The following is a 21,056-nucleotide window of genomic DNA, read 5'->3' on the forward strand; positions in this document are numbered from 1 at the left end:
GGTTTGAATTCAATAAAACTCCGGCCGGAAAATTAGAATCTTAAACCTACCGTACATTAATCATGAAAGTTATTGCTATTAAAATACTTGGCATCGTTCTTTTAAGCACATTTTTGTTCAGTTGCCAATCTAGTGAAGACAGTCCGGTCTATTCCACTGACTTAAACTCCGCCTCCTTTCAGGATGAAGAAATGGCTGAAGCAATTTTCAATAAGCTGGAAAACACTGCTGAAGAAGCACTCCTTGCTGAAGACAATCTTAGAATTACTGGCAATGGCGCCGCTCTTGATTTAGCCCTGGATGAAAAAAATAAAGTAGTCACCATTGATTATGGAGATGGATGGACCGATAGAAACGGGGATATTCGTAAAGGAAAAATCATTATTCAATATGAAGGAAATCGAAAAGAGCGTTATCGCTCTAAAACCATCCGCCCGGAAAATTTCTCAATAAATGATTTCCAAATAGAAGGTATTCGTAGCAAAAGCTGGGATGGCATTAACAAAAAATTTACGATCAAGCTTACAGCTGGCCAGATCAGCAGTCCGGATGGTTGGAGCATTAGCAGAACTGCCCAGTGGGAAGTGCTGGAGTTTCAAAATGAAGAAGAGGGTTTTGAAAGACACCGTAGCGGGCAAGCCGAAGGCATCAACCGACTAGGGCACCGATATTTAATCAGCATAGAAGAGCCCCTCGTTTACAAATCACTTTGTACCGCTATTTCCTGGCGATTCCCGGTAGCGGGCATCAAACAAAAAACGATTTTCACCTCAGAAACCGCATCAGAAACACGCACTATTGACTATGGAGATGGCAGCTGTGACCGGGAGGCCACCATAACTCAGCCTGATGGGAGCCAGACCACTTTCAGTCAAAAGAAAAAAATTTACCAATAAGAGCGTTTTTAAAAGCACCCCATCCGGCGGCAAATCCGGATTATTGGAAGCGATATTGGATAATTGCTCAATCAAAGCGCTGCTATTCTCTCAAAATAATCCTTTATCGCTTCTGTAATAATCAAATTTTCACTGCGAATTTTGGCTTTTGAACACGCCTTAAGCATAACCGGATGCTTGCCTTCGGGGGAGCATCCTATTACAGCACATCTAACACCAATCGCCAACCACAGGAGGGCTTCTCTCCTGCTTCAAAGCCCATTACTCCTTCTACAGATATTAAACCCAAAATCTGCCTTAAGCCATAAGTCACTTCCATATAATGATTGAGCTGCGGGTTTTTCATATAATGAAAACCAATATTTTCCGAGATTAAGCTTTTATTTAGTAAAGGCAAACGCTTCAACAATAGTCGCTGAGAAGTATAATGAAAATGTCCCTCGACGAAATAATCGTCCATACCATATTTGTAATAGGGCAATAACCTGAAGGCCTCATCCACATTGGAAATCATCAACTCAAAATGACGGGTGTTGGAATAGTATAAATCCGCCAAAGACATTTTTGAGTTATTCAAAAAGGCGCCAGCCTTTACACCGTATTTAAAGGAATCTAAAAATCCCAAATCCACCTGCTGATTGACTCCCAGGGAAAGAAAGTCATAATCAATGTCCGTGGAAAATCCCTTTTTATAGTGAAGCCCAATGGTGGGATACTTAGACCTCACATGCCTTTTCACGCCCTTTTTTGAATAATAATAACGGTGTCGGGGCGTGTAATCCAGTTGAAGCGCTACAATATTCACCTGATGATCAAACATCTCCTCTTCTTCTCGCCCCACCACAAGCGGCTTATTATCGGTGATTTCCGTCCGACTTTTTTCAAAAAGGGTATTGGTGGTAGTATTCTGCAAAGCATGTCGGTTTTGAAATTCATAACCGATCTTCAACATCAAACCATTGACCAACTCATAATCATGATCTATTTTAAAATATTGCTTTTCATAGATTTTCAAATAATTCAAGCCAAAAAACAAAGTGGAAATATCATTCTCGAATTCAAACATGCCCCCTGAAGCATTAAAATCCTGCGTCCATTGCCCCACTGCGATTTGATATTTCCCAAAACGCTGAGGAGCATAATGATGTCGAAACAAAAGGTCTCCTAAAAAGGCTCCACGGGAAAAAGTAAACCCATAGTCGGCCTGAAGGTAAATCCGCGATCCATCCTCATAATTTTTTGTCCAGTCAATTCCGGAAAATAGTTTAATCCCATCCACGGTATTATAGTGGATCCCCTTTAATATACCGTGATAATTCAGCACACTGTTATTATCCGGATATCGATAATTTCCCCCCAGGATTATATCTTTAAGATGAAATTTCATCTGAGCGGCCTTAACAGAATCTTTGTAGGCTGGTGTACTGGTAATGGCTTCCACACTATCTTTCTCCGAAAAGCTCTCCAGTTCTGCGGAAGTCAAAGAGACCGGCCGAATGGTATTCCAATAATCATCATTCTTTTTAGTAGCCAGAGAATCCACTTTTACGCCTGACTTTATTTCCAATGGCGGACGCTCTTCCTCTTTTTTAGCTTCCTTCTCCACCAAACGCTGTAATTTTCGCATCTCTCTATTGCTCAAATTATCCTGCGCCATCAGGTCCTGTATCTTGCTTTCATTTTTATTCAGTTGTGCTTCCTCAGAAGCAGAAGCAACTTCCTCCTGTTCCTTCACCAAGACCGGCTTTGGCAACACCTGTTGAATTTGTGCCTGAATATCCGCATCAGGAACAATTTCATAATCACTTAAAGCCGCCAGATAATTAAAAGACATCTTCACACCGACCACACTCAAGTCTCCCGAAAACTCCAGAGATTTGGGCATCCAGATTTGATCTGTTTCCGGTGCATAAAGCTGCTTCACCCGAATATCTCCAACACTCAGGGCCACCGTTAAATCCGTAGAATGAAGAAACCAGGCATCCTCCACAATAAAAATATGCCCCCGGTAATACTGTTGTCCTTTTTGCTTAGGGATGACCTTGATTTTATTCACCTGCATTCCCCTGTCCTCAAACAAACCCTCGTACTCAAATTTATAATAGCGGAAAGCCATTCGGGAAAGTGGCGATATAAAATCTGCAGTTTGGTCATCATACAAGCTGGCGGTCACAAATTCCATAGGGTCGACCTGATTATCAGCATCCGGAATACTGGTACGATAAGACAACACCTTTTGCTCATAGGTATTGGGCTGACTGAATTTCACCTCCGAAACGGATTCCATCACCAGCTGTTTGTTGATAAAACGCTCCACCTCCTCATCATCCATGGCCATCTTTAATAACTTCGGCACCTTCTTCACAATACCTGAACCCTTGGTATAGGCCTTCACTTCATAAGATTTCACCAGCCTTTTATAATACTGCGCCATGCCAATCGCCTTTCGCATTATATAATAAGCAGGATCCTCCGTATTAGCTCGAATATTTATGCCTGTCAGGGTAATGACCTGCTCCTGCATTTTCACATCCAGCCGTTGATCTCCATTCAACACTACTCCTTTCATCTCCAGTGCATATCCCAAATATTGAAATTGGATGCGATGCTCACCTCCGGCTAGCCATAATTCATAATAGCCCTCTCCGTTGGTATGGGTTCCGGCACGCTCGCCAATCACCCCAATGGTGACATTCGGTAATTTTTCTCCTTCAGGAGTTAAAACATAACCACTAATTTTGTAATCTTGAGCTAAAGAAGGAATGACCATGGCGAAGTAACACAAAACGCCCATGAATAATCGAAACGGCATAAGTAGATTTTGAAAAAGATGAAGAAAGCTGTTGCTACAGGCTGATGATTACTATTTTCGGGAGATTTCCACTTATATCCAATTTTATATTCTAAAAACATAAATCATTGAGCGTAAAAAAACTGACCGATCTAATTCAAAGCTATATTCCTAAAGCAGCCCTTCCGCTGATTGGTCAGCTATGGGAACAATTACCCTTTGGTTTGCACATCAAAAACAAAAGAGAAAGTAAACTGGGGGACTTCCGTAACCATCCTAAATATGGACCAACCATCACCATCAATCACAACCTGAGTCATTCTCAGTTTTTATTAACGCTGGTGCATGAAATTGCCCACCATTACTGTTTTGAGCAATACAACCGAAAAGGGATTCAAATAAAACCCCACGGAGTAGAATGGAAGCAAACCTTCCAACAGCTCATGCAGCCCTTTTTAATCCCGGAGATTTATAGCGAACCCTTATTATCGGTTTTAAAAAATCATATGAAAAACCCTGCGGCCTCTTCCGGGCGCGACCCCGAATTATATAAATTACTTCGTGGACCGGTAAATGAGCAAGAGCGTATGGAAGAAGGTTTTTGGATACTTGAAAATATGGAAATTGGGGACTGCTTTGTTCACCGCAAAAAATGCTACCGAATTATCGATCGAAGAAATTCCAAAGTCATCGCCCGAAATATTCAAAATGCAAAAGTTTACAATTTCATTGCAGGCGCTGAGGTCTTCAAAATAGAAGACCAGGAATTATTAGAAAAAATTATAACCAAGGATCAACAGTCATCAGCTCAAATAAAGGCACTCTCAACCGGCCCAAAGGTAGGGGAAATCCCCAATGGAACGGTCTTTTCTTACAACAAGGTCAAATTCCGAAAAATAAAAAACAACCGAACGCGTTGTATTGCGGAAGAAATACACACCGGAAAGCATTATTCCTTTCACATGGAAACCGTTCTGAAGTAAAGATCAGCCCAAACGTTTTCTCACCAATGCTTCCACTTGCCGCATCAGCTGCAATGGAGGCTTGGTCCTCCAATTGTCAATCATTAAATCTTGCCCGATTACGATAAATTCATCCAGGTTAAACTTTTCCCATTCTTCCGTGACATGGGCTCGAAAATTAAGCGCGGCAATCCAGCCTTCCTCCACCTCTTCAAACCACTCTTCATAATAGGCATCATCCGAACCGTGAAAATTCATCACAAATTCTCCTACCAGCAGGAACTTTCGAATCCCTGAGGATATAAAATACTCCAAAATATTACGTTTCAACACCATGATATCATTATGCAGGGCATCATTCCACTCACCAATAAATTCCAATATCACAATCCCTTGTTCATAATTTGCGTATAAAACCTTTATGAACAATGTCTCCGATCCTATATTATCCCATGCAGGATCAATATAATAGCCATAGATAGTTTCAGAATATAAGTCATAATTATAAACCTTCTCATAAAAAGGCGAGTTCGGATCTTGAGAAGAGTTATAAAAAGCATGCCAACCGTTGTAAGGCTCTAAATCGTCCATTTTTTATATTAAATTTATTTTGTGAATAATAAGAACTTGAACTACCTTTTGCAAAATTGAGTCAATCGATTCACTAAATCTTAATTTCAATTAAATGTTTATGAAAAAGCTTTCGACCATTCTACTGGCAGTTTTCATGATGAGTGCCGGACTTGTGCAAACCAGCTGCTACGGCCCTTTTAAATTAACTACAAAACTGTGGAACTGGAACGGCCAGGTGGGAGATAAATTTATCAACGCCCTGCTTTTCTTCGGATTAAACATCATTCCGGTTTATGGTGTAACCGTATTCCTGGATGCCATCATCTTTAACTCCATTGAATTCTGGGGTGGCAACAATCCTATTTCCATGGGACCGGGCGAGATCGAAGAACGTGTAGTGGAAGGGGAAAACAGTACTTATAAATTAACCGCTTCCCAAAACCGCTATGACATTGAAGTAATTGCCGGGGAACATAAAGGAGCCAAAGGGGCCTTTGTATTCTCGAAAAAAGACAAATCCTGGACTTGGGAAGAAAATGGCACCTCTGAAGTAATCATGCAAATGAGTGGAGACGAAAATAACCCAATGATCCAATTTCTGCCTGAAACAGCCCATGCCTTCTCCATGAATTTTACAGAAATGGAAGCCGCACAGAAAAGAGGTTTTAGAGGAACGGAGTTAGTTTCTAACCATTAATGGATTTGGTAGTTATAAAGACATAACCCCCTAGATGGGTAAATCCCAATTTGACAAAAGGTCAAAAAAATGGCAGTGATTTAATCGAAATCACTGCCTTTTTATTTAGTAATGATTTGAAGCAAATTTATCCGCATGATGCGCCACTGAGTTCAAAAAATCACTTTAAACTTAATTCTCATCATTTTGGAGTAGCCGACCGGTTTTCTAATCGCCCAAATTGTGGAAAACTTGCTTTCTCCTCATCCTTCTGCTTTCTGGAAAAAAGAAATAGGTCTAATCCCATTATTTCCGTATCCTGCAGCCGAACACGGCTTGGAGCACGCATCACTCGACTTAATGAATTGACTCAAAGTACCTTCACTAAGAACTTGGAATTAATAATCAGGATCAAATTACCACATAAACTCCAAAGGGATAATGGCCTTAGTGGAATCCCACATGATCAACCAATTGGCTTTCCCATCTTCCATATTCTCAAACTCCATCGTCAGTGGCTCATAAATCGACTCCAACTGCTCAGCGGATACACTCACTCTCAGCACATCATCCTCCTCCTTATATTCATAAGAACCCCACTGGCCTAAATCATTGTTAAAGATAATGGTCCAGTTGTCCTCATTAGGGATGGTAAACAAAGAATAAGTTCCCGCCTTCAATATTTTACCGGCCACCCGAACATCACCTGTCAGGGTCACTTCCGTGGCTTCATTGGCTCCTGTTCTCCATACCTTACCGTAAGGCACCAATGTCCCAAACAACTCCCGATCCCTCTTGTGTGGACGACCATAAGTAATCTTCACATAGGTATCGTGCTCTTTAAACGTTACTACCGCCAATGGACTTACCCTCGGTTTTAAAGCCTCCTGCGCTAAGCCATCTGTTGCCCACAAAGACAAAATCATTACCACCACGGCCAAAATGCTATTTTTCATCATTGATAGATTTGTTTTTAAAAAGGTCAGAATTAATTTGAGCAAAATTTTATTATTGAAAAATAAGAAGACCACTTCAGTACCGCAATTTTTCCGAAACAGAAAAACAGTATTTTTTATGAGCGGTACTCAAACAAACAAATTTTATGAGCAGGCCCAATTTCGATGACATCTATATGGAGCTGGCACTCAACATTGCCCGTCGATCCCATTGTATCAAAAAACATGTTGGCGCAGTACTGGCCAAAGACACCCGAATTATCTCAATTGGCTATAATGGCCCACCGGCAGGAACCCACAATTGCGATGAAGAGTTTCCGGGAACGGGTTGTTCCAGAGACTCCAAAGGAAGTTGTTCTTTGGCCATTCACGCGGAGCAAAATGCGATTCTTTATGCAGTAAAAAACAAATCGGATGTAGAAGGTTCCACATTATATGTGACCCTTGCCCCCTGCCTGCCTTGTGCCAGAATTATTTATAGCGCCGGTATTAAAAAAGTGATTTATTATAAATCCTATGCAGAATATAAGGGCTTACCTTGTGATGAGGGTGTGGACTTCCTGAGAAAATTCGGCATTGATATCCATAAATATGAAGGAGCCCCTTTTTTAGAAAAAGAAAAACTGGATCCGCTAATTTAAGCCTTTCTATTTACCTGCAGATTCAAAAAAAGCAAAGGGTTTATTATCAGTAAATATTAGGTGACTCGACTAATTGTTCAATAAGCTTGAATTCGGAAAAATTGATTTCTCCACATTCATCTGCTTTGTTGCAAAAAATTCGCAACAGGAAAAATTCCTTCATTTCCTTGTCTTGCAGGTAAACAAGGATTTAAACTTGCATCATTAGACATAGCCTGAAAAAAAAGAAACAAGGGATCCTCTCCCCTGTTTCTTCTTGCTCCTTTTTTCTAAATGATATTCACCTCCGGCTCAATCTCTACCCCAAATTTCTCCAGGACGGAGGCTTGTATTTTTTTGGCCAATTGATAAATAGCCTTCCCATTATTCCCTCCGAAATTCACCAAAACCAGGGCCTGCTTTTCATGAACGCCTATATTTCCTTCCCGGTAACCTTTCCATCCTGCCTGATCTATTAAAAAGCCCGCAGCAATTTTCACCTTTCCAACTCCTGCCGGATAACCGCCCATTTGAGGATAATCCTGTTGAAGGCTTTCAAAAAGTGCTGTGGAGATCACCGGATTTTTAAAGAAACTCCCTCCATTCCCAATCTCCGCCGGATCCGGCAATTTGGATTGACGAATATGAATCACCGCCTCCGCAATCGCTTTCAAGGACAACTCCCTCACTCCCTGTTCTTCCAAAGTCTGCTGAATAGCCCCATAAGTGGTATTAAAATTGGGCCTTTTATTCAATTTGAATGTCACATTCACAATAATGAACTTCCCCTTTGCCCACCGTTTAAAAATAGAATCACGATAGCCAAATTCGCAATCCGCATGGTGGAAAGTTTTAAGCTCACCACTTTCCACTTCCACGGCCTCCAGGGACTCAAAAACATCTTTTAACTCCACACCATAAGCCCCAATATTCTGAATGGGTGCAGCACCTACAGAACCCGGAATCAGTGACATGTTCTCTACCCCGGCCCAATTTTGTTCAATACAATACAGCACGAAATCATGCCAAACCTCTCCGGCGCCCACTTTCACCCAAACATGCTCCTCATCCTCCTGTAACAGTTCCCGGCCCCTGATTTGATTTTGAACCACCAAACCTTCATACCTCTCCGTAAAAAGCACATTACTCCCTCCGCCCAACATCATGGAAGGATGCGATTGATACACCTCTTCCTTGATTAACTGCTGAACTTCCGCCACTGAGGATACGGAAGTAAAAAAAGCCGTTTCTTCGGCCACTCCAAAAGTATTTAAACCCAAAAGGGAAAAGTTGGTCTTTATGGTCATATCAAAATCAATTATGGGCGCAATTTAGGGAACCCACCGAATATTTCCCACTTCATGAAATGTTCTTGCTGATCTATCTGACTCTCCCCTTTGCTCCAAACACACCACCAGGCAATTTTTGAATTAAGCCCACAAGTTCCAAGTTCAATAAAGAAGAGGACAACAAAGGCAATTGATGTGAAAAATTCAACTTCAACTCATCAATCACAACCGGCGTCGTTTTTTCTGAAATAAAGGAAAAAACTTCTTTTTCTAACAATGTAAGATTATCCGGCATTTTAACGTGCTTTTCTTTTTGCTCCTCTTGGGTTTCCCAGGACATTAATTGAATCAAATCCTCCGCATCCGTCAACAGGTGGGCCTTATTCGATTTGATTAACTGATGACAACCTTCACTTTTGCTCGCCTGATAGGGGCCGGTCAATGCCATTACCTCCCGATCATATTGGTTGGCCAAATCAGCAGTAATTAAAGCGCCACCGGAATTCATCGCCTCAATAACCAACACCACATCCACCATTCCCGCAATAATGCGGTTTCGGGCCGGAAACAACATGGCTTCCGGTTGAATCCCCAAGGGACTTTCTGTCAACAAAGCCCCTTGCTGACGCACCATTTCTTTCGCCACAGCGCGGTGCTCCCTGGGATATATAATATTCATCCCGGAGGCCATTACCCCTATGGTCGGTAATTCATAGTCTAAAGCCAGCTGATGGGCGTAAATATCAATACCATAAGCCAATCCGGAAACAACTGTAGGGTGATAGGGGGCAATATCCTGAAAAAAATCATCCAGAAAGCTTTTGCCATAAGCGGTGGCTTTTCGGGTACCCACAATGGCCACGGTGTAGGTTGGATTTAAATCAGCCGGGCCATAAGCAAATAATACGGGTGGAGCATCAGGGATTTGCCTGAGTCGATGGGGATAGTTATCCTCGGATAGGATATAAATGTCAATACCTTTCTTGGTCGCTTGCTCCCATTCCTGATGAGCCAAAGATATAAAATAATGGGAATTGACTAAATGTTGGCAGATCGTAGGACCAATTCCTGCAACTTTTTGCAGGGCACTTTTTTCAGCAGCCCAAACCTGCGTAGCAGAACCGAAATGAGCAATTAGCGCTCGAAAAGTTTGTGATCCAACCCCGGGAACCATCCCCAGGGCCATGGCATCAATTTTTGCTGATGCGCTTTTACTACAATTGTGTTTTGAGGTCAATGAGGAAGGATTTTAAAGATCTTAGAGACTCTATTATCTCCAATTTATCTTTGACTTCCTTCGTATTGTTTTTCAACAGATCCTTCGCTCCTTGTAAGGTGTAGCCCTTCTCTTTCACCAAATGATAAATCAATTTCACATTTTCAATATCTTCTTTAGTGAACTGTCGGTTTCCATTTCGATTTTTCTTAGGTCGAATAATACCAAATTCTCCTTCCCAAAATCGGATCAAAGAAGTAGAAACCTGTAGCATCTCTGCGACCTCCCCAATGGTGTAGTATTTTTTTAATATTTCCTTCTCTTTATATGGCACTATTTAAAAAGCTAAATGGGTCGTTAAACTTTCGTTGTTCCTGCTAATTAACACATTATTTTTTCAGAAATAAAGAAAATACCCGCAAAGCCAAAAAACTATGCGGGTATTATTCTTTTGATTTTTATTAAAAATTGGCAAAACCTTATTTCAATTTTCACCAACAACTAAGTCAAAATAGCAGCATCAAAGCCTTAAGACAACGATTGATTTTCGATCGATGCCAGTCTTAACAATTCTTCATATTCAGCAGGAGTGATTCCCTGATACAAATAATTAATCGGATTCACGGGGCGATCATTTTTTCTTACTTCATAATGCACGTGTGGTGCGGTAGACGAACCGGTATTCCCAACATAACCAATCAAATCTCCTCTTTTCACCTTCTCCCCTCTTTTCACTGCAAAATCCTGCATGTGAGCATATAGCGTCTTATAACCATAACCATGATCTATGATCACGTGCTTTCCATATCCACTGAAATCTGTTTTCACTTTTACCACCTTCCCTCCGCCTGTAGCATAAATAGGAGTTCCCTTTGGTGCGGAGAAGTCACAACCGGTATGTAAACGCTTAATTTTATGAATGGGATGAATACGGTAGCCAAAGCCGGAAGCCAGCCTTTTTAAATCGGAATTACTCACGGGCTGAATAGCCGGAATGGACGCCCAAAGCTTTTCCTTATTTCTCGCTAAAGTCAAAATCTCATCGTAAGATTTTGTCTGTACATACAGGCGTTTCTTAAGCTCATCAATTTCCTTATAGGTATCAATAATCAATTCTTCCTTCTCCATCCCCTTATCCAGCAGATCGGCGTAACGGTAACTCCCTCCGATTCCACCCTGGCGAATTTCATTCGGCAACGGCTCCGCTTCATAAATTACGCGGTAAATATTTGCATCCCGTTCCTCTAAATAAGCCAGCATCTCGGTAGTATTGCTGATCTTTTCAGACAAAATATCATAATGATATTTCAGCTCCTTGTTCTCTTTTTTGAGCATGGCCTCTTTGGGAGAATCAAACCACACCCCAAACAAAATCATTAGGACAATGGCAAAAGCCAAACTCGCCGACACAAACCCCATAAAATTCAGGAACTTGTCCCATTTGGTTAATTTTATCTGTTCGTATCGACACGTCTCCGTATCGTAATAGTATTTTATCTTGGCCATCCGTTGAGTATGATTTCTAAAAATCTGCTATTTTTGTCAAATAAAAATTAGGTCAGGGTAATTGTTCCCTTACCTTTGCAGATAATATCAAATTGACGAGGCAAGTTATGCAATTTTTGAGGTAAAACATAACTTTTCTTGTGCAGCAATTTAAAATTTAGTTAATCAATTACATGGATTCCAAGCAAATAAGACAGAAATTTTTGGAGTTTTTTGAAAGCAAACAACACCAAATTGTACCTTCTGCACCGATGGTAGTGAAAGACGATCCAACTTTGATGTTCACCAACGCAGGTATGAACCAGTTCAAGGATCTATTTTTAGGCAACAAAACCGCTGACTACAATCGAGCCGCCGACACCCAAAAGTGCATGAGGGTTTCTGGAAAGCATAATGATTTGGAAGAAGTGGGGATTGACACCTACCACCACACCATGTTTGAGATGCTGGGCAACTGGTCTTTTGGAGATTACTTCAAAAAAGACGCTATTGCCTGGGCATGGGAGTTATTAACGGACGTTTACCAATTGCCGAAAGACCGTCTTTATGTGACGATTTTCGAAGGCGACCAGGGAGAAGGACTGGAGAGAGATCAGGAAGCCTATGATTTTTGGAAAGCCCTGATTGCGGAAGAGCGCATTCTGAACGGAAACAAAAAAGATAACTTCTGGGAAATGGGCGAGCAGGGACCTTGTGGTCCATGTTCAGAAATTCATATTGACCTTCGTACAGAAGAAGAAATTGCAGCCGTTCCGGGTAAAACTTTGGTGAATGAAGACCACCCACAAGTGGTGGAAATCTGGAACCTGGTATTCATGCAATTCAACCGCATGGCGGATGGCAGCCTGATTAAATTACCTGCGCAACACGTGGATACCGGTATGGGATTCGAGCGTTTGTGCATGGCGCTTCAGGGAAAAACCTCCAACTACGACACCGACGTTTTCCAGCCAATGATCCAGTTCATTGCACAGAAAGCAGAAGTAGAATACGGTAAAGATGAGAAAATTGACATCGCATTGCGCGTAATTGTGGACCACATCCGTGCGGTTTCTTTCGCGATTGCCGATGGTCAGTTGCCTTCCAATAATAAAGCCGGATATGTGATCCGACGAATTTTGCGTCGTGCGGTTCGTTACGGTTATACCTTCCTGGGCTTCAAAATGCCATTCATGAATACCTTGGTACCACTATTATGTGAGCAGTTCGAGGGTGTTTTTGATGAATTAAAAGCACAGCAAGATTTCATCATCAAGGTGATCATGGAAGAGGAATCTGCTTTCCTACGCACTTTGGACACCGGTTTAAGAAAAATCGATACGATTCGTGAGGAGTTAAAAACCACCAACAACGACACTATTGATGGTAAAACGGTTTTCGAACTTTATGATACTTTCGGCTTCCCGGTAGACCTTACCGCTTTGATTGCCCGTGAAAACGGATTGCAAATCGACGAAAAAGGTTTTGAGCAGGAAATGCAGGTACAGAAAGATCGTTCCCGTAATGCAGCAAAAACCGAGACTTCGGACTGGACGATTGTCAATGAAGGCGAAGATGTACAATTCATTGGTTACGATCATTTGGAAGCTACTTCCAAAATTTTGCGTTACCGTGAAGTAAAAGATAAAAAGAAAAGCTTCTTCCAGGTAGTATTGGATACCACACCATTCTATGCGGAATCAGGAGGGCAGGCAGGTGACACCGGCTACATTGAAGCAGACGGAAAGAAATACAGCATCATCGATACCAAGAAAGAAAATGATCTTTCGATTCATTTGATGAAGGAATTACCGGCCAATGTAGAGGCGGATTTCTATGCAGTAGTGAGCGCTAACAAGCGCCAACTTTCTATGAACAATCACTCCGCTACACACTTGTTGCATGCAGCCTTGAAGTCGGTATTAGGAGATCACGTTCAACAGAAGGGATCTTTTGTATCGGACAGCGTTTTGCGTTTTGACTTCTCGCATTTCTCTAAAATGACCGATGAGGAAATCGCTCAGGTGGAGCAGATTGTGAACCAAAAGATTCGCGAGAATATTCAATTGGATGAGAAACGTAACATCCCAATTGCTGAAGCGAAAAACCTGGGCGCAACCGCTCTATTCGGAGAGAAATACGGGGACTTTGTTCGTGTAATCACTTTTGATCCAAACTATTCGGTAGAACTATGTGGGGGTACGCACGTTCCGGCCACTGGTCAGATTGGTTTATTCAAAATCACTGCGGAGAGCTCAGTAGCGGCGGGTGTTCGTCGTATTGAAGCTTTGACTGCTGATGGTGCCGAGGCTTATATCAATAAAGAAGCGGAAGAGTTAAAGGCGATCAAAGAAGCTTTGAAAAATCCTAAGGATGCGGTAAAAGCGATTGATGCCTTAATGAAAGAACGCGCTGCTTTGGCGAAAGAAATCGAAGGATTGCATGCGGAGAAAGCACAAGCACTTAAAGGTGATTTGAAAAATGCCGTGGTTGAAAAAGACGGCGTGAATGTCATCATCAAAAAAGTAAGCATTCCTGCGGCAGACCAATTGAAAAACCTTTGTTTCCAGATGAAAAACGAGACAGAGAACCTTTTCATGGTGTTGGCAGCTGATGTGGCCGGCAAGCCACAGGTAGCTGTTGTGGTTTCAGAGAATCTGATTGAAGCTAAAGAGCTGCATGCCGGTAAATTGGTAAAAGAATTAGCCAAAGAAATCAAAGGTGGCGGAGGCGGACAGCCTTTCTTCGCAACCGCAGGAGGAAAAGATATCAACGGATTAGATGCAGTAGTAGCGAAAGCCTCAGAAATCATCTGATTTTAGTATAAATTTAGCAAAGAAATAGCGCTTGAGTCGTGAGAATTGTAAAAAATTGGTAACTTCAATTTTTAGTTCGTAATTCACGACTCAAGCTTTTTTTATGCTATGACGATGCTAGATCCTGAAGTAAGCGCAAAATATGAGATAGTAGTAGGTTTGGAAATTCACTGCCAACTACTGACCAACACAAAAATATATGCGGCCGATGCCAATCAATTTGGAGAAGCGCCGAATACCAATATCAGTCCGATTACCCTTGGACATCCGGGTACTTTACCCAAACTCAATAAGAAGGTGGTGGATTATGCCATCAAAATGGGATTGGCCTGTGGCTGTGAAATCAGCCGGGAAAACTCCTTTGAAAGAAAAAATTACTTCTACCCGGACCTGCCCAAAGGCTATCAGCTCACGCAGGATAAAGCACCAATATGTGTAGGGGGTGGACTGGAAGTACTTCCTAAAGGAGCAACCGAAAAAGTTTACGTTCCGCTCAACCGCATCCATTTTGAAGAGGATGCAGGAAAGTCCATCCACTCCGAAACGGAAGACGTCACCCTGGTGGACCTGAACCGCGCGGGAACTCCTTTGATTGAAATCGTCACCGAGCCAGCCATACATTCCGCGGCAGAGGCCGGAGCTTTCCTGACCGACGTCCGACAAATTGTACGCTATCTGGAAATCTGCGATGGCAATATGGAAGAAGGCTCGATGCGTTGCGACGCCAACATTTCCGTGCGTAAATATGGCGATCCTCTGGGCAAAAAGACGGAAGTCAAAAATATGAACTCCATCCGGAATGTGCAGCGTGCCATTGACCATGAGGTGGAGCGACAGATCATCCTGATTGAAGCCGGAGAAGAAGTGATTTCCGAAACCAGGACTTTCGATGCCAACACCGGCACCACGGCGGCCATGCGAACCAAAGAAGAATTGAATGACTACCGCTATTTCCCGGATCCGGATTTATCCCCGCTCTTTGTATCGGAAGAATGGATTGAAGGCATCCGCACAGAAATGCCTCCACTTCCTGCTGATTTAGTGCAAAAATTCACACAGGAATATGGTTTGCCTGCTTATGATGCCGGCGTCCTGACCGAAACCAAAGAAATGGCACTATTCTTTGATGCGGTTTGCCAACAAACCCAAAACAGAAAGGCGGCTTCCAATTGGATGATGGGGCCGATCAAATCCTTTTTGAATGAGCAGGGAGGCGATATCAAGAACTTCAGCTTGTCCGTCGATCAGTTTGTGGGTTTGATTGAACTCGTAGATGCCGGTAAAGTCAACTTCTCCATTGCCAGCAAAGAAATTTTCCCACGATTAGTTGCCGACAAGGCCGCCACCGCAGAAAGCATTGCCAAAGCACAAAACTTGTTGCAGGATTCTTCTGAAGACACCATCCGCCCAATTGCGGAAGCCGTATTAGCCGAAATGCCGGATAAAGTCACGGCTTTCAAAAAAGGCAAAAAAGGACTGATTGGTATGTTCATCGGTCAGGTAGTGAAGAAATCCGGTGGAAAAGCAGATCCCAAGAAAGCCGGGGCGATTCTGCAAGAGTTGTTGGCTTAAAACAAAATAAATAGTTCTTATGCGGAAATAGGAGATCAAACAAATTATTGAGTTCGCGAAATGGTTAAAAAAGTCAAAAGATCAAAAAGCAAGAATTACAATTCTGAGACGCATTAGGCAAATTGAATTAAGCGGTAATTTTGGCGATGACAAGCATTTAACAGGGCTTTTTCATAAAAAGTTAGATCGGCCTTTCGACCCATTATATTTAATAATTAATCGTTTCTTTTTCATTTTTTCTTGATAAAAAACGAAACAAAAAAATCAAGGCTGTGATCAATGTCGGCGGGACAACGAACCTGCTGACAGAATCCATCAAGGCGACATTTGGAGAGGGCGGGAGATTGGTGAAATATTGCTAAAATGTCGCTGTGTTGCCTTCTGGTCGCCAGCAGAACCTTTGTCTATCCGCCCATTGATCAAGGCCGGAGGGTTGATGTGGAAGATATTGTACTATAAAGTTAGGCTGTCGAAAATCCTTTAACGTGAGGAAATCAAATAGATCTTCATTGGGAACTGGATCTTTCTTATAATCTGCCCATTGGTAGTTTTATGAAAAAGCCGTGAAGCATTTAATGAGTGGTATTTCTGAATTAAGAATTTTTCTAGGGTCTGGCTACAGCGTATATTATCGAATAGAAGGAAATCAGATCGTTCTTCTTATTAATGGAGGAAATAAATCCACTCAAGGAAAAAACATTCTGAAAGCACTATTTTTATCGGAAAATACCACGATGGATACTAAGAATAGTTTGAAACAAGAAATATCCAATTTCGTTTTCCACGAATACCTGGAAAACGAAGGCGACGTCTTCGCATTTTTGAGAGAGGTAATTGCAGAAGGCACAGAGGAAGAATTGCTTAGTTCTATCAAAGAACCGACCCATAGCCCGATCGGAAAAGACATTTCGCTTTTCAGACAAAAAGCATTTGACCGTCCGGAGGAAAATCTTCAAAAAATAAAGGAAATCCTAAAAGGTTAAAAACCGGACAGAAATTAAACTTAAAAGGGATCAACATTGCTGATGTTGATCCCTTTTTCTATTTTGGCCTTGTAAGCCGGTTCAGGCAATTGATTAAATGAATCACATCCATGAGAAAATCATTTTTTAGCATGCTAATCGCTGCAGGCCTTTTGAGCGCCTGTGGATCTGAAAACAAGGAAGTCGAGAGTGGCAACACGATTCATCTTAGAGGTAAAATTGAAGCGGAAAACCCAAAAGGGTCGGTAGTGCTTTTGCAAATTCAACCCGAAGGCAATCTTCGTGACACCCTGAAAATTGCCGCAGACGGCAGCTTTGATTATAGCCTGAAGGATTTTGACCCCGGTTTTTATCGCCTGATGGTTTATGATCAATTGCCGGTAGTATTGGCGATCAACCAAAATGATTTGGAAATCAATGTCAATGCCGAAGGTTCTACCGTAACCGGTTCGCCGGAAGTAGAATTGCAGCAAAAGATCAATGAACTCATGAGTGGCGTTTCGGATGCTGTTGCCCGCTTACAGATGGATTATGCGGAAGCGGCCAACAGCGGAGATGAGGACCGCATGAAAAAAGTAGATGCGGAATACACCGCCATGCAAACCAGTCTGAATGATTCCCTGAAGCAAATCATCATTGCCTCGCCGGCCAACCTGACTACTTTACAAATCCTGAGAGATGTCATCACCTACGAACAGGATCCTCAATTTGTAGAAGACCAATTGACCAGATTGCAAAAGGAAATGCCGGGTCTGAAAATCCTGGACCTCTTCGAGCAGAAGCTGGAAGATATTAAAAAATTAGCCATGGGTGCGGTGGCTCCGGACATCAGCCTGCAAGACACTGAAGGCCAAACCGTCAAACTTTCTGACTTGCGCGGAAAAGTAGTTTTATTGGATTTCTGGGCTTCCTGGTGTGGGCCTTGCCGTAAAGAGTCTCCGCATTTGGTACAAACTTATAAAGATTTTGAGTCCAAAGGATTTGAGCTTTACGGCGTATCCCTGGACCGTAATGCAGAAGCCTGGAAAAAAGCACTGGAAGAAGATCAACTTCCGGGCAAACAAGTGATCGGCGTAGTGAATAATGAAGCGGAAGTAGCGAAGACTTATAGCATCACCGCTATTCCTACTTCCTTCTTATTGGACAAAGAAGGAAAGATTATTGCCAAGAATTTACGTGGCGATGAGCTGGCAGAAAAACTGGCTGAGGTGCTGAATTAAAAAACAGCAATGCGTTAAAAAGGGCTTTCTCCGTCTTGGGGAAAGCCCTTTTTTTATACTTATACCAATGCCTCATACAAAATCTCCACCGGATGCTTCGCCATTCTATTCGTCCCATCCTTGATCTGATGACGGCAACTTGTTCCGGTAGCAGCAATCAAGACCTCCTCCGGTTGTTGTCTAACCGTAGGAAACAAAACAAGTTCACCGATTTTCATGGACAGCTCATAATGCTCTTTTTCATAACCAAACGAACCGGCCATCCCACAGCAACCGGAAGGAATCGCCTCCACCGTATAGCCCGCAGGGAAAGACAAAATGCGCTTGGAAGGCACCAAACTGGAGACTGCCTTCTGCTGGCAATGTCCGTGCAGTTTTATTTTCTTAACTTCCTTTGTAAACAGATCCTTATTGATCTTCCCGACTTCCATCTCCCGATCCAAGAACTCATCAATCATTAATGCATTTTGCCCCAATTGTCTGGCCACTTCTTGCTGTGTTCCTCTGAGCAAGTCAGGATATTCATCCCGGAAAGTCAGAATTGCAGAAGGCTCCAGGCCTACCAATGGGGTTTTCTCATCAATCAGTTTGGAAAAGGTATTGACATTTTGCTCCGCCAGGTTTTTGGCCTTTCTCAAAAATCCTTTGGATAGATAGGAACGTCCGGACGCCACATGCTTCGGCATCAACACTTCATAACCCAATCGTTCTAACAACTTAATGGCCGTCTGCCCGATTGGCGTATCATTATAGTTCGTAAACTCATCACAGAAGAAATAGACCTTCCCCTTCGGCGCGGGAGTCACCGGTTTCGGGCGTTTTTCAAACCAATTTCTTAGCGTAGTGGAATGTAATTTGGGAATGGAGCGCTCTTTGGCAAAACCACTTCCGGCTTTGAAAATGGATGAAGTCAGTGCATTAGACACCACAAAATTATATAGGCCGGGCACTAAAGATGCTAATTGATTCGCGCTGTCTACATTAGCAATCAATTTGGAACGGAAAGGAGCGCCATTGGCATCGTAGTATTGCTGCAGAAACTCTGCCTTGATTTTCCCGATATCCACATTGGACGGACATTCCGATTTACAGCCTTTGCAGGAAAGGCACAAATCCAGTACCTCTTTGATTTCTTCACTATCAAATCGGTTGGCCTTTGGATTATTATTCAATACCTCCCGAAGAATATTGGCTCTTGCACGGGTGGAGTTTTTCTCTTCCCGAGTGGCCATATAGGAAGGGCACATCGTCCCACCTGACTTATAAGATTTGATACAAATCGCAGTACCATTGCAGTTTTCCGCCGCCCGAACCACCCCGTGCACATCAGAAAAATCCAGTATGGTGTCAATCTCCGGCGTTTCATGGCCCGGCTCAAAGCGCAGGCTGCTGTTCATCCTGGGCGTCTCCACAATTTTATTCGGGTTGAAAATACCTTTCGGATCCCATAGTAGTTTTACCTGCTTCACCAACTCATAGTTTTGCTCCCCGATCATATAAGGAATAAACTCTCCCCGCAAACGCCCATCCCCGTGCTCACCACTCAAAGAACCTTTATATTTCTTCACCAAAACGGCAATTTCCTGCGCTATTGTGCGGAACATCTCATTCCCTTCTTTAGTCTTGAGGTTCAAAATAGGGCGCAGGTGCAATTCCCCGGAACCGGCATGCGCATAATGCACACAGCTCAGCTCATACTTTTTCAGCACTTCGTTAAAATCACGGATATAAGCCGGTAAATCGGCCACATCTACTGCGGTATCTTCAATCACCGGAGCGGGCTTCGCATCTCCCGGCATATTAGACAACAAGCCCAGTCCGGCCTTTCTCAAAGCCCATACTTTTTTACAATCCTCTCCCTGAATCAATGGAAAATGATAGCCCAATCCTGCTTCCTCAAAATCTTTCAGCAAATCCGCATAGACCTGTTCTACTTCCGCTTGAGTATTTCGAGAAATGTCAACGGCTAAGATGGCTCCCGGATCGCCTTTCACAAAAAAGCGATAAGGAGAATACATCTTGCTATTGGCCGTACACTCTAAAATGAACTGATCCATCAGTTCTGAAGCCCAAAGGTCATGTTTCAGGGCAATCAAATTCCCCCGAAGTGACTCATCTACGGAGTCAAAATGGATGGCCACCAAAGCTTGCTCTGCCGGAGGCAAGGGTGCACATTGGAGGGTGATTTCATAAATCAAAGCCAGTGTACCCTCAGAACCGGCAATCAGATCACAAAAATTGAACTCTTTTTCCGTATCCGTAAAAGGAGCGGTTTCCAATAATAAGTCAATGGCGTAACCCGTATTTCGACGCGGGATGGAAGGCTTGGGAAATTCCTTACGGATTTCTTCCTGATGCTCCGGCACCGAAAGCATTTCCCTCACGCCCCGGTAAATGGTCGCTTCCAAACTGTCTCCTTCACATTTTTGCTCAAAATCTTTAAGGCTTAAAGCCTCAAAAGTCACATCCGATCCATCGGCTAATAATGCTTTGACTTGTACCAACTGGTCGCGGGCAGAACCATACACAATGGAATTGGAACCACAGGAATTATTCCCCACCATTCCGCCAATCATCGCACGGCTGGCAGTGGAAGTTTCAGGTCCGAAGAATAAACCTTGCGGTCGTAAATGCATATTCAGGACATCCCGAATAACACCGGGCTGGACGGTCACCTGCTTTTTCTCCTGATCAACGGAAAGGATCTGGTCAAAATTTTTGGAAACATCCACCACTAATCCCGAGCCCACTACCTGTCCGGCCAAGGAAGTTCCGGCAGTTCGGGGAATCAGCGGGATTTGATGTTCATCAGCAAAACGCACCAGGGTCAACAGATCTGCTTTTCCTTTAGGCAAAGCCACGCCAAGGGGCATTTCCCGATAGGCAGAAGCATCGGTTGCATAAAGTTTGCGCATTATCTCGTCATAATGTAAATCTCCCTGTAGTTTTTGAGCCAATTGTTCCAACAATTCCACTTGCTGCCTTTTCATAGTATGTCGGG

The 21,056-nt window shown here is 42.8% G+C and carries 16 protein-coding genes; 8 read left to right on the forward strand and 8 right to left on the reverse strand.

The genetic code is table 11. The annotated features are described in order from the left end of the window. The first annotated feature begins 62 nt into the window (after window positions 1–62). Entirely contained in the window at window positions 63–896 is an 834-nt protein-coding gene (locus tag AAA970_RS11235; protein ID WP_338237180.1) for a hypothetical protein, read from the forward strand. Between the two features lie 199 nt (window positions 897–1,095). Here AAA970_RS11235 and AAA970_RS11240 read toward each other — a convergent pair whose 3' ends face one another. Then, window positions 1,096–3,708, reverse strand: a complete 2,613-nt coding sequence (locus AAA970_RS11240) for a DUF5686 family protein (protein WP_338237182.1) — start codon at window positions 3,706–3,708, stop codon at window positions 1,096–1,098. Window positions 3,709–3,815: 107 nt separating this feature from the next. Here AAA970_RS11240 and AAA970_RS11245 point away from each other — a divergent pair, with 107 nt between their 5' ends. Beyond that, complete coding sequence (locus AAA970_RS11245) at window positions 3,816–4,670, forward strand: SprT-like domain-containing protein (protein ID WP_338237183.1); 855 nt, start codon at window positions 3,816–3,818, stop codon at window positions 4,668–4,670. 3 nt (window positions 4,671–4,673) lie between these two features. Here AAA970_RS11245 and AAA970_RS11250 read toward each other — a convergent pair whose 3' ends face one another. After that, window positions 4,674–5,240, reverse strand: a complete 567-nt coding sequence (locus tag AAA970_RS11250) for a hypothetical protein (RefSeq protein WP_338237184.1) — start codon at window positions 5,238–5,240, stop codon at window positions 4,674–4,676. A gap of 100 nt (window positions 5,241–5,340) precedes the next feature. On the opposite strand from AAA970_RS11250, the gene AAA970_RS11255 reads away from it, so the two are divergent. Next, entirely contained in the window at window positions 5,341–5,919 is a 579-nt protein-coding gene (locus AAA970_RS11255; RefSeq protein ID WP_172674365.1) for a DUF3332 domain-containing protein, read from the forward strand. Between the two features lie 395 nt (window positions 5,920–6,314). Here AAA970_RS11255 and AAA970_RS11260 read toward each other — a convergent pair whose 3' ends face one another. Beyond that, entirely contained in the window at window positions 6,315–6,857 is a 543-nt protein-coding gene (locus tag AAA970_RS11260; RefSeq protein WP_053405698.1) for a DUF2911 domain-containing protein, read from the reverse strand. Between the two features lie 143 nt (window positions 6,858–7,000). Between AAA970_RS11260 and AAA970_RS11265 the strand changes: the two genes are divergently transcribed. Continuing rightward, entirely contained in the window at window positions 7,001–7,495 is a 495-nt protein-coding gene (locus AAA970_RS11265) for a deoxycytidylate deaminase (protein WP_053405699.1), read from the forward strand. Window positions 7,496–7,764: 269 nt separating this feature from the next. Here the strand turns inward: AAA970_RS11265 and murB are convergent, their stop codons facing one another. From murB to AAA970_RS11285, 4 genes are all read right to left on the reverse strand, one after another. Then, a complete protein-coding gene (murB, locus tag AAA970_RS11270) occupies window positions 7,765–8,781 on the reverse strand; it encodes a UDP-N-acetylmuramate dehydrogenase (protein ID WP_338237185.1) in 1,017 nt (338 codons plus the stop codon). 73 nt (window positions 8,782–8,854) lie between these two features. After that, a complete protein-coding gene (gene dprA, locus AAA970_RS11275) occupies window positions 8,855–10,000 on the reverse strand; it encodes a DNA-processing protein DprA (RefSeq protein ID WP_338237186.1) in 1,146 nt (381 codons plus the stop codon). After that, complete coding sequence (locus AAA970_RS11280) at window positions 9,978–10,313, reverse strand: MerR family transcriptional regulator (RefSeq protein ID WP_053405702.1); 336 nt, start codon at window positions 10,311–10,313, stop codon at window positions 9,978–9,980. Before AAA970_RS11280 ends, dprA begins: the two co-directional genes overlap by 23 nt. 194 nt (window positions 10,314–10,507) lie before the next feature. Then, window positions 10,508–11,485, reverse strand: a complete 978-nt coding sequence (locus tag AAA970_RS11285; protein ID WP_338237187.1) for a M23 family metallopeptidase — start codon at window positions 11,483–11,485, stop codon at window positions 10,508–10,510. Between the two features lie 173 nt (window positions 11,486–11,658). Here AAA970_RS11285 and alaS point away from each other — a divergent pair, with 173 nt between their 5' ends. The 4 genes from alaS (at window position 11,659) to AAA970_RS11305 (ending at window position 18,055) form a co-directional block, all read left to right on the forward strand. Then, window positions 11,659–14,280 carry an alanine--tRNA ligase gene (alaS, locus tag AAA970_RS11290; RefSeq protein WP_338237188.1) on the forward strand — a complete coding sequence of 874 codons (2,622 nt, stop codon included), beginning with the start codon at window positions 11,659–11,661 and terminating at the stop codon, window positions 14,278–14,280. Between the two features lie 114 nt (window positions 14,281–14,394). Beyond that, a complete protein-coding gene (gatB, locus tag AAA970_RS11295) occupies window positions 14,395–15,852 on the forward strand; it encodes an Asp-tRNA(Asn)/Glu-tRNA(Gln) amidotransferase subunit GatB (protein ID WP_338237718.1) in 1,458 nt (485 codons plus the stop codon). Between the two features lie 575 nt (window positions 15,853–16,427). Then, window positions 16,428–16,835, forward strand: coding sequence for a hypothetical protein (locus tag AAA970_RS11300; protein ID WP_338237189.1), 408 nt, complete (start codon window positions 16,428–16,430; stop codon window positions 16,833–16,835). Between the two features lie 110 nt (window positions 16,836–16,945). After that, window positions 16,946–18,055, forward strand: coding sequence for a redoxin domain-containing protein (locus tag AAA970_RS11305; RefSeq protein ID WP_338237190.1), 1,110 nt, complete (start codon window positions 16,946–16,948; stop codon window positions 18,053–18,055). A 59-nt stretch (window positions 18,056–18,114) separates the two neighbouring features. Here the strand turns inward: AAA970_RS11305 and AAA970_RS11310 are convergent, their stop codons facing one another. After that, the gene (locus AAA970_RS11310; RefSeq protein ID WP_338237191.1) at window positions 18,115–21,045 is read right to left on the reverse strand and encodes an FAD-binding and (Fe-S)-binding domain-containing protein; all 2,931 of its coding nucleotides are present in this window, start codon (window positions 21,043–21,045) and stop codon (window positions 18,115–18,117) included. Window positions 21,046–21,056 lie beyond the last annotated feature (11 nt).

This window comes from Persicobacter diffluens, from assembly GCF_036244895.1.
Classification (GTDB): Bacteria; Bacteroidota; Bacteroidia; order Cytophagales; family Cyclobacteriaceae; genus Persicobacter; species Persicobacter diffluens.

What these genes read in the sequence shown, in the direction of transcription:
- AAA970_RS11235 (WP_338237180.1), top strand. Translation starts at nt 63, where the DNA reads ATGAAAGTTATTGCTATTAAAATACTTGGCATCGTTCTTTTAAGCACA.
- AAA970_RS11240 (WP_338237182.1), bottom strand. Translation starts at nt 3,708, where the DNA reads ATGCCGTTTCGATTATTCATGGGCGTTTTGTGTTACTTCGCCATGGTC.
- AAA970_RS11250 (WP_338237184.1), bottom strand. Translation starts at nt 5,240, where the DNA reads ATGGACGATTTAGAGCCTTACAACGGTTGGCATGCTTTTTATAACTCT.
- AAA970_RS11255 (WP_172674365.1), top strand. Translation starts at nt 5,341, where the DNA reads ATGAAAAAGCTTTCGACCATTCTACTGGCAGTTTTCATGATGAGTGCC.
- AAA970_RS11260 (WP_053405698.1), bottom strand. Translation starts at nt 6,857, where the DNA reads ATGATGAAAAATAGCATTTTGGCCGTGGTGGTAATGATTTTGTCTTTG.
- AAA970_RS11265 (WP_053405699.1), top strand. Translation starts at nt 7,001, where the DNA reads ATGAGCAGGCCCAATTTCGATGACATCTATATGGAGCTGGCACTCAAC.
- murB (WP_338237185.1), bottom strand. Translation starts at nt 8,781, where the DNA reads ATGACCATAAAGACCAACTTTTCCCTTTTGGGTTTAAATACTTTTGGA.
- AAA970_RS11285 (WP_338237187.1), bottom strand. Translation starts at nt 11,485, where the DNA reads ATGGCCAAGATAAAATACTATTACGATACGGAGACGTGTCGATACGAA.
- alaS (WP_338237188.1), top strand. Translation starts at nt 11,659, where the DNA reads ATGGATTCCAAGCAAATAAGACAGAAATTTTTGGAGTTTTTTGAAAGC.
- gatB (WP_338237718.1), top strand. Translation starts at nt 14,395, where the DNA reads ATGCTAGATCCTGAAGTAAGCGCAAAATATGAGATAGTAGTAGGTTTG.
- AAA970_RS11300 (WP_338237189.1), top strand. Translation starts at nt 16,428, where the DNA reads ATGAGTGGTATTTCTGAATTAAGAATTTTTCTAGGGTCTGGCTACAGC.
- AAA970_RS11305 (WP_338237190.1), top strand. Translation starts at nt 16,946, where the DNA reads ATGAGAAAATCATTTTTTAGCATGCTAATCGCTGCAGGCCTTTTGAGC.
- AAA970_RS11310 (WP_338237191.1), bottom strand. Translation starts at nt 21,045, where the DNA reads ATGAAAAGGCAGCAAGTGGAATTGTTGGAACAATTGGCTCAAAAACTA.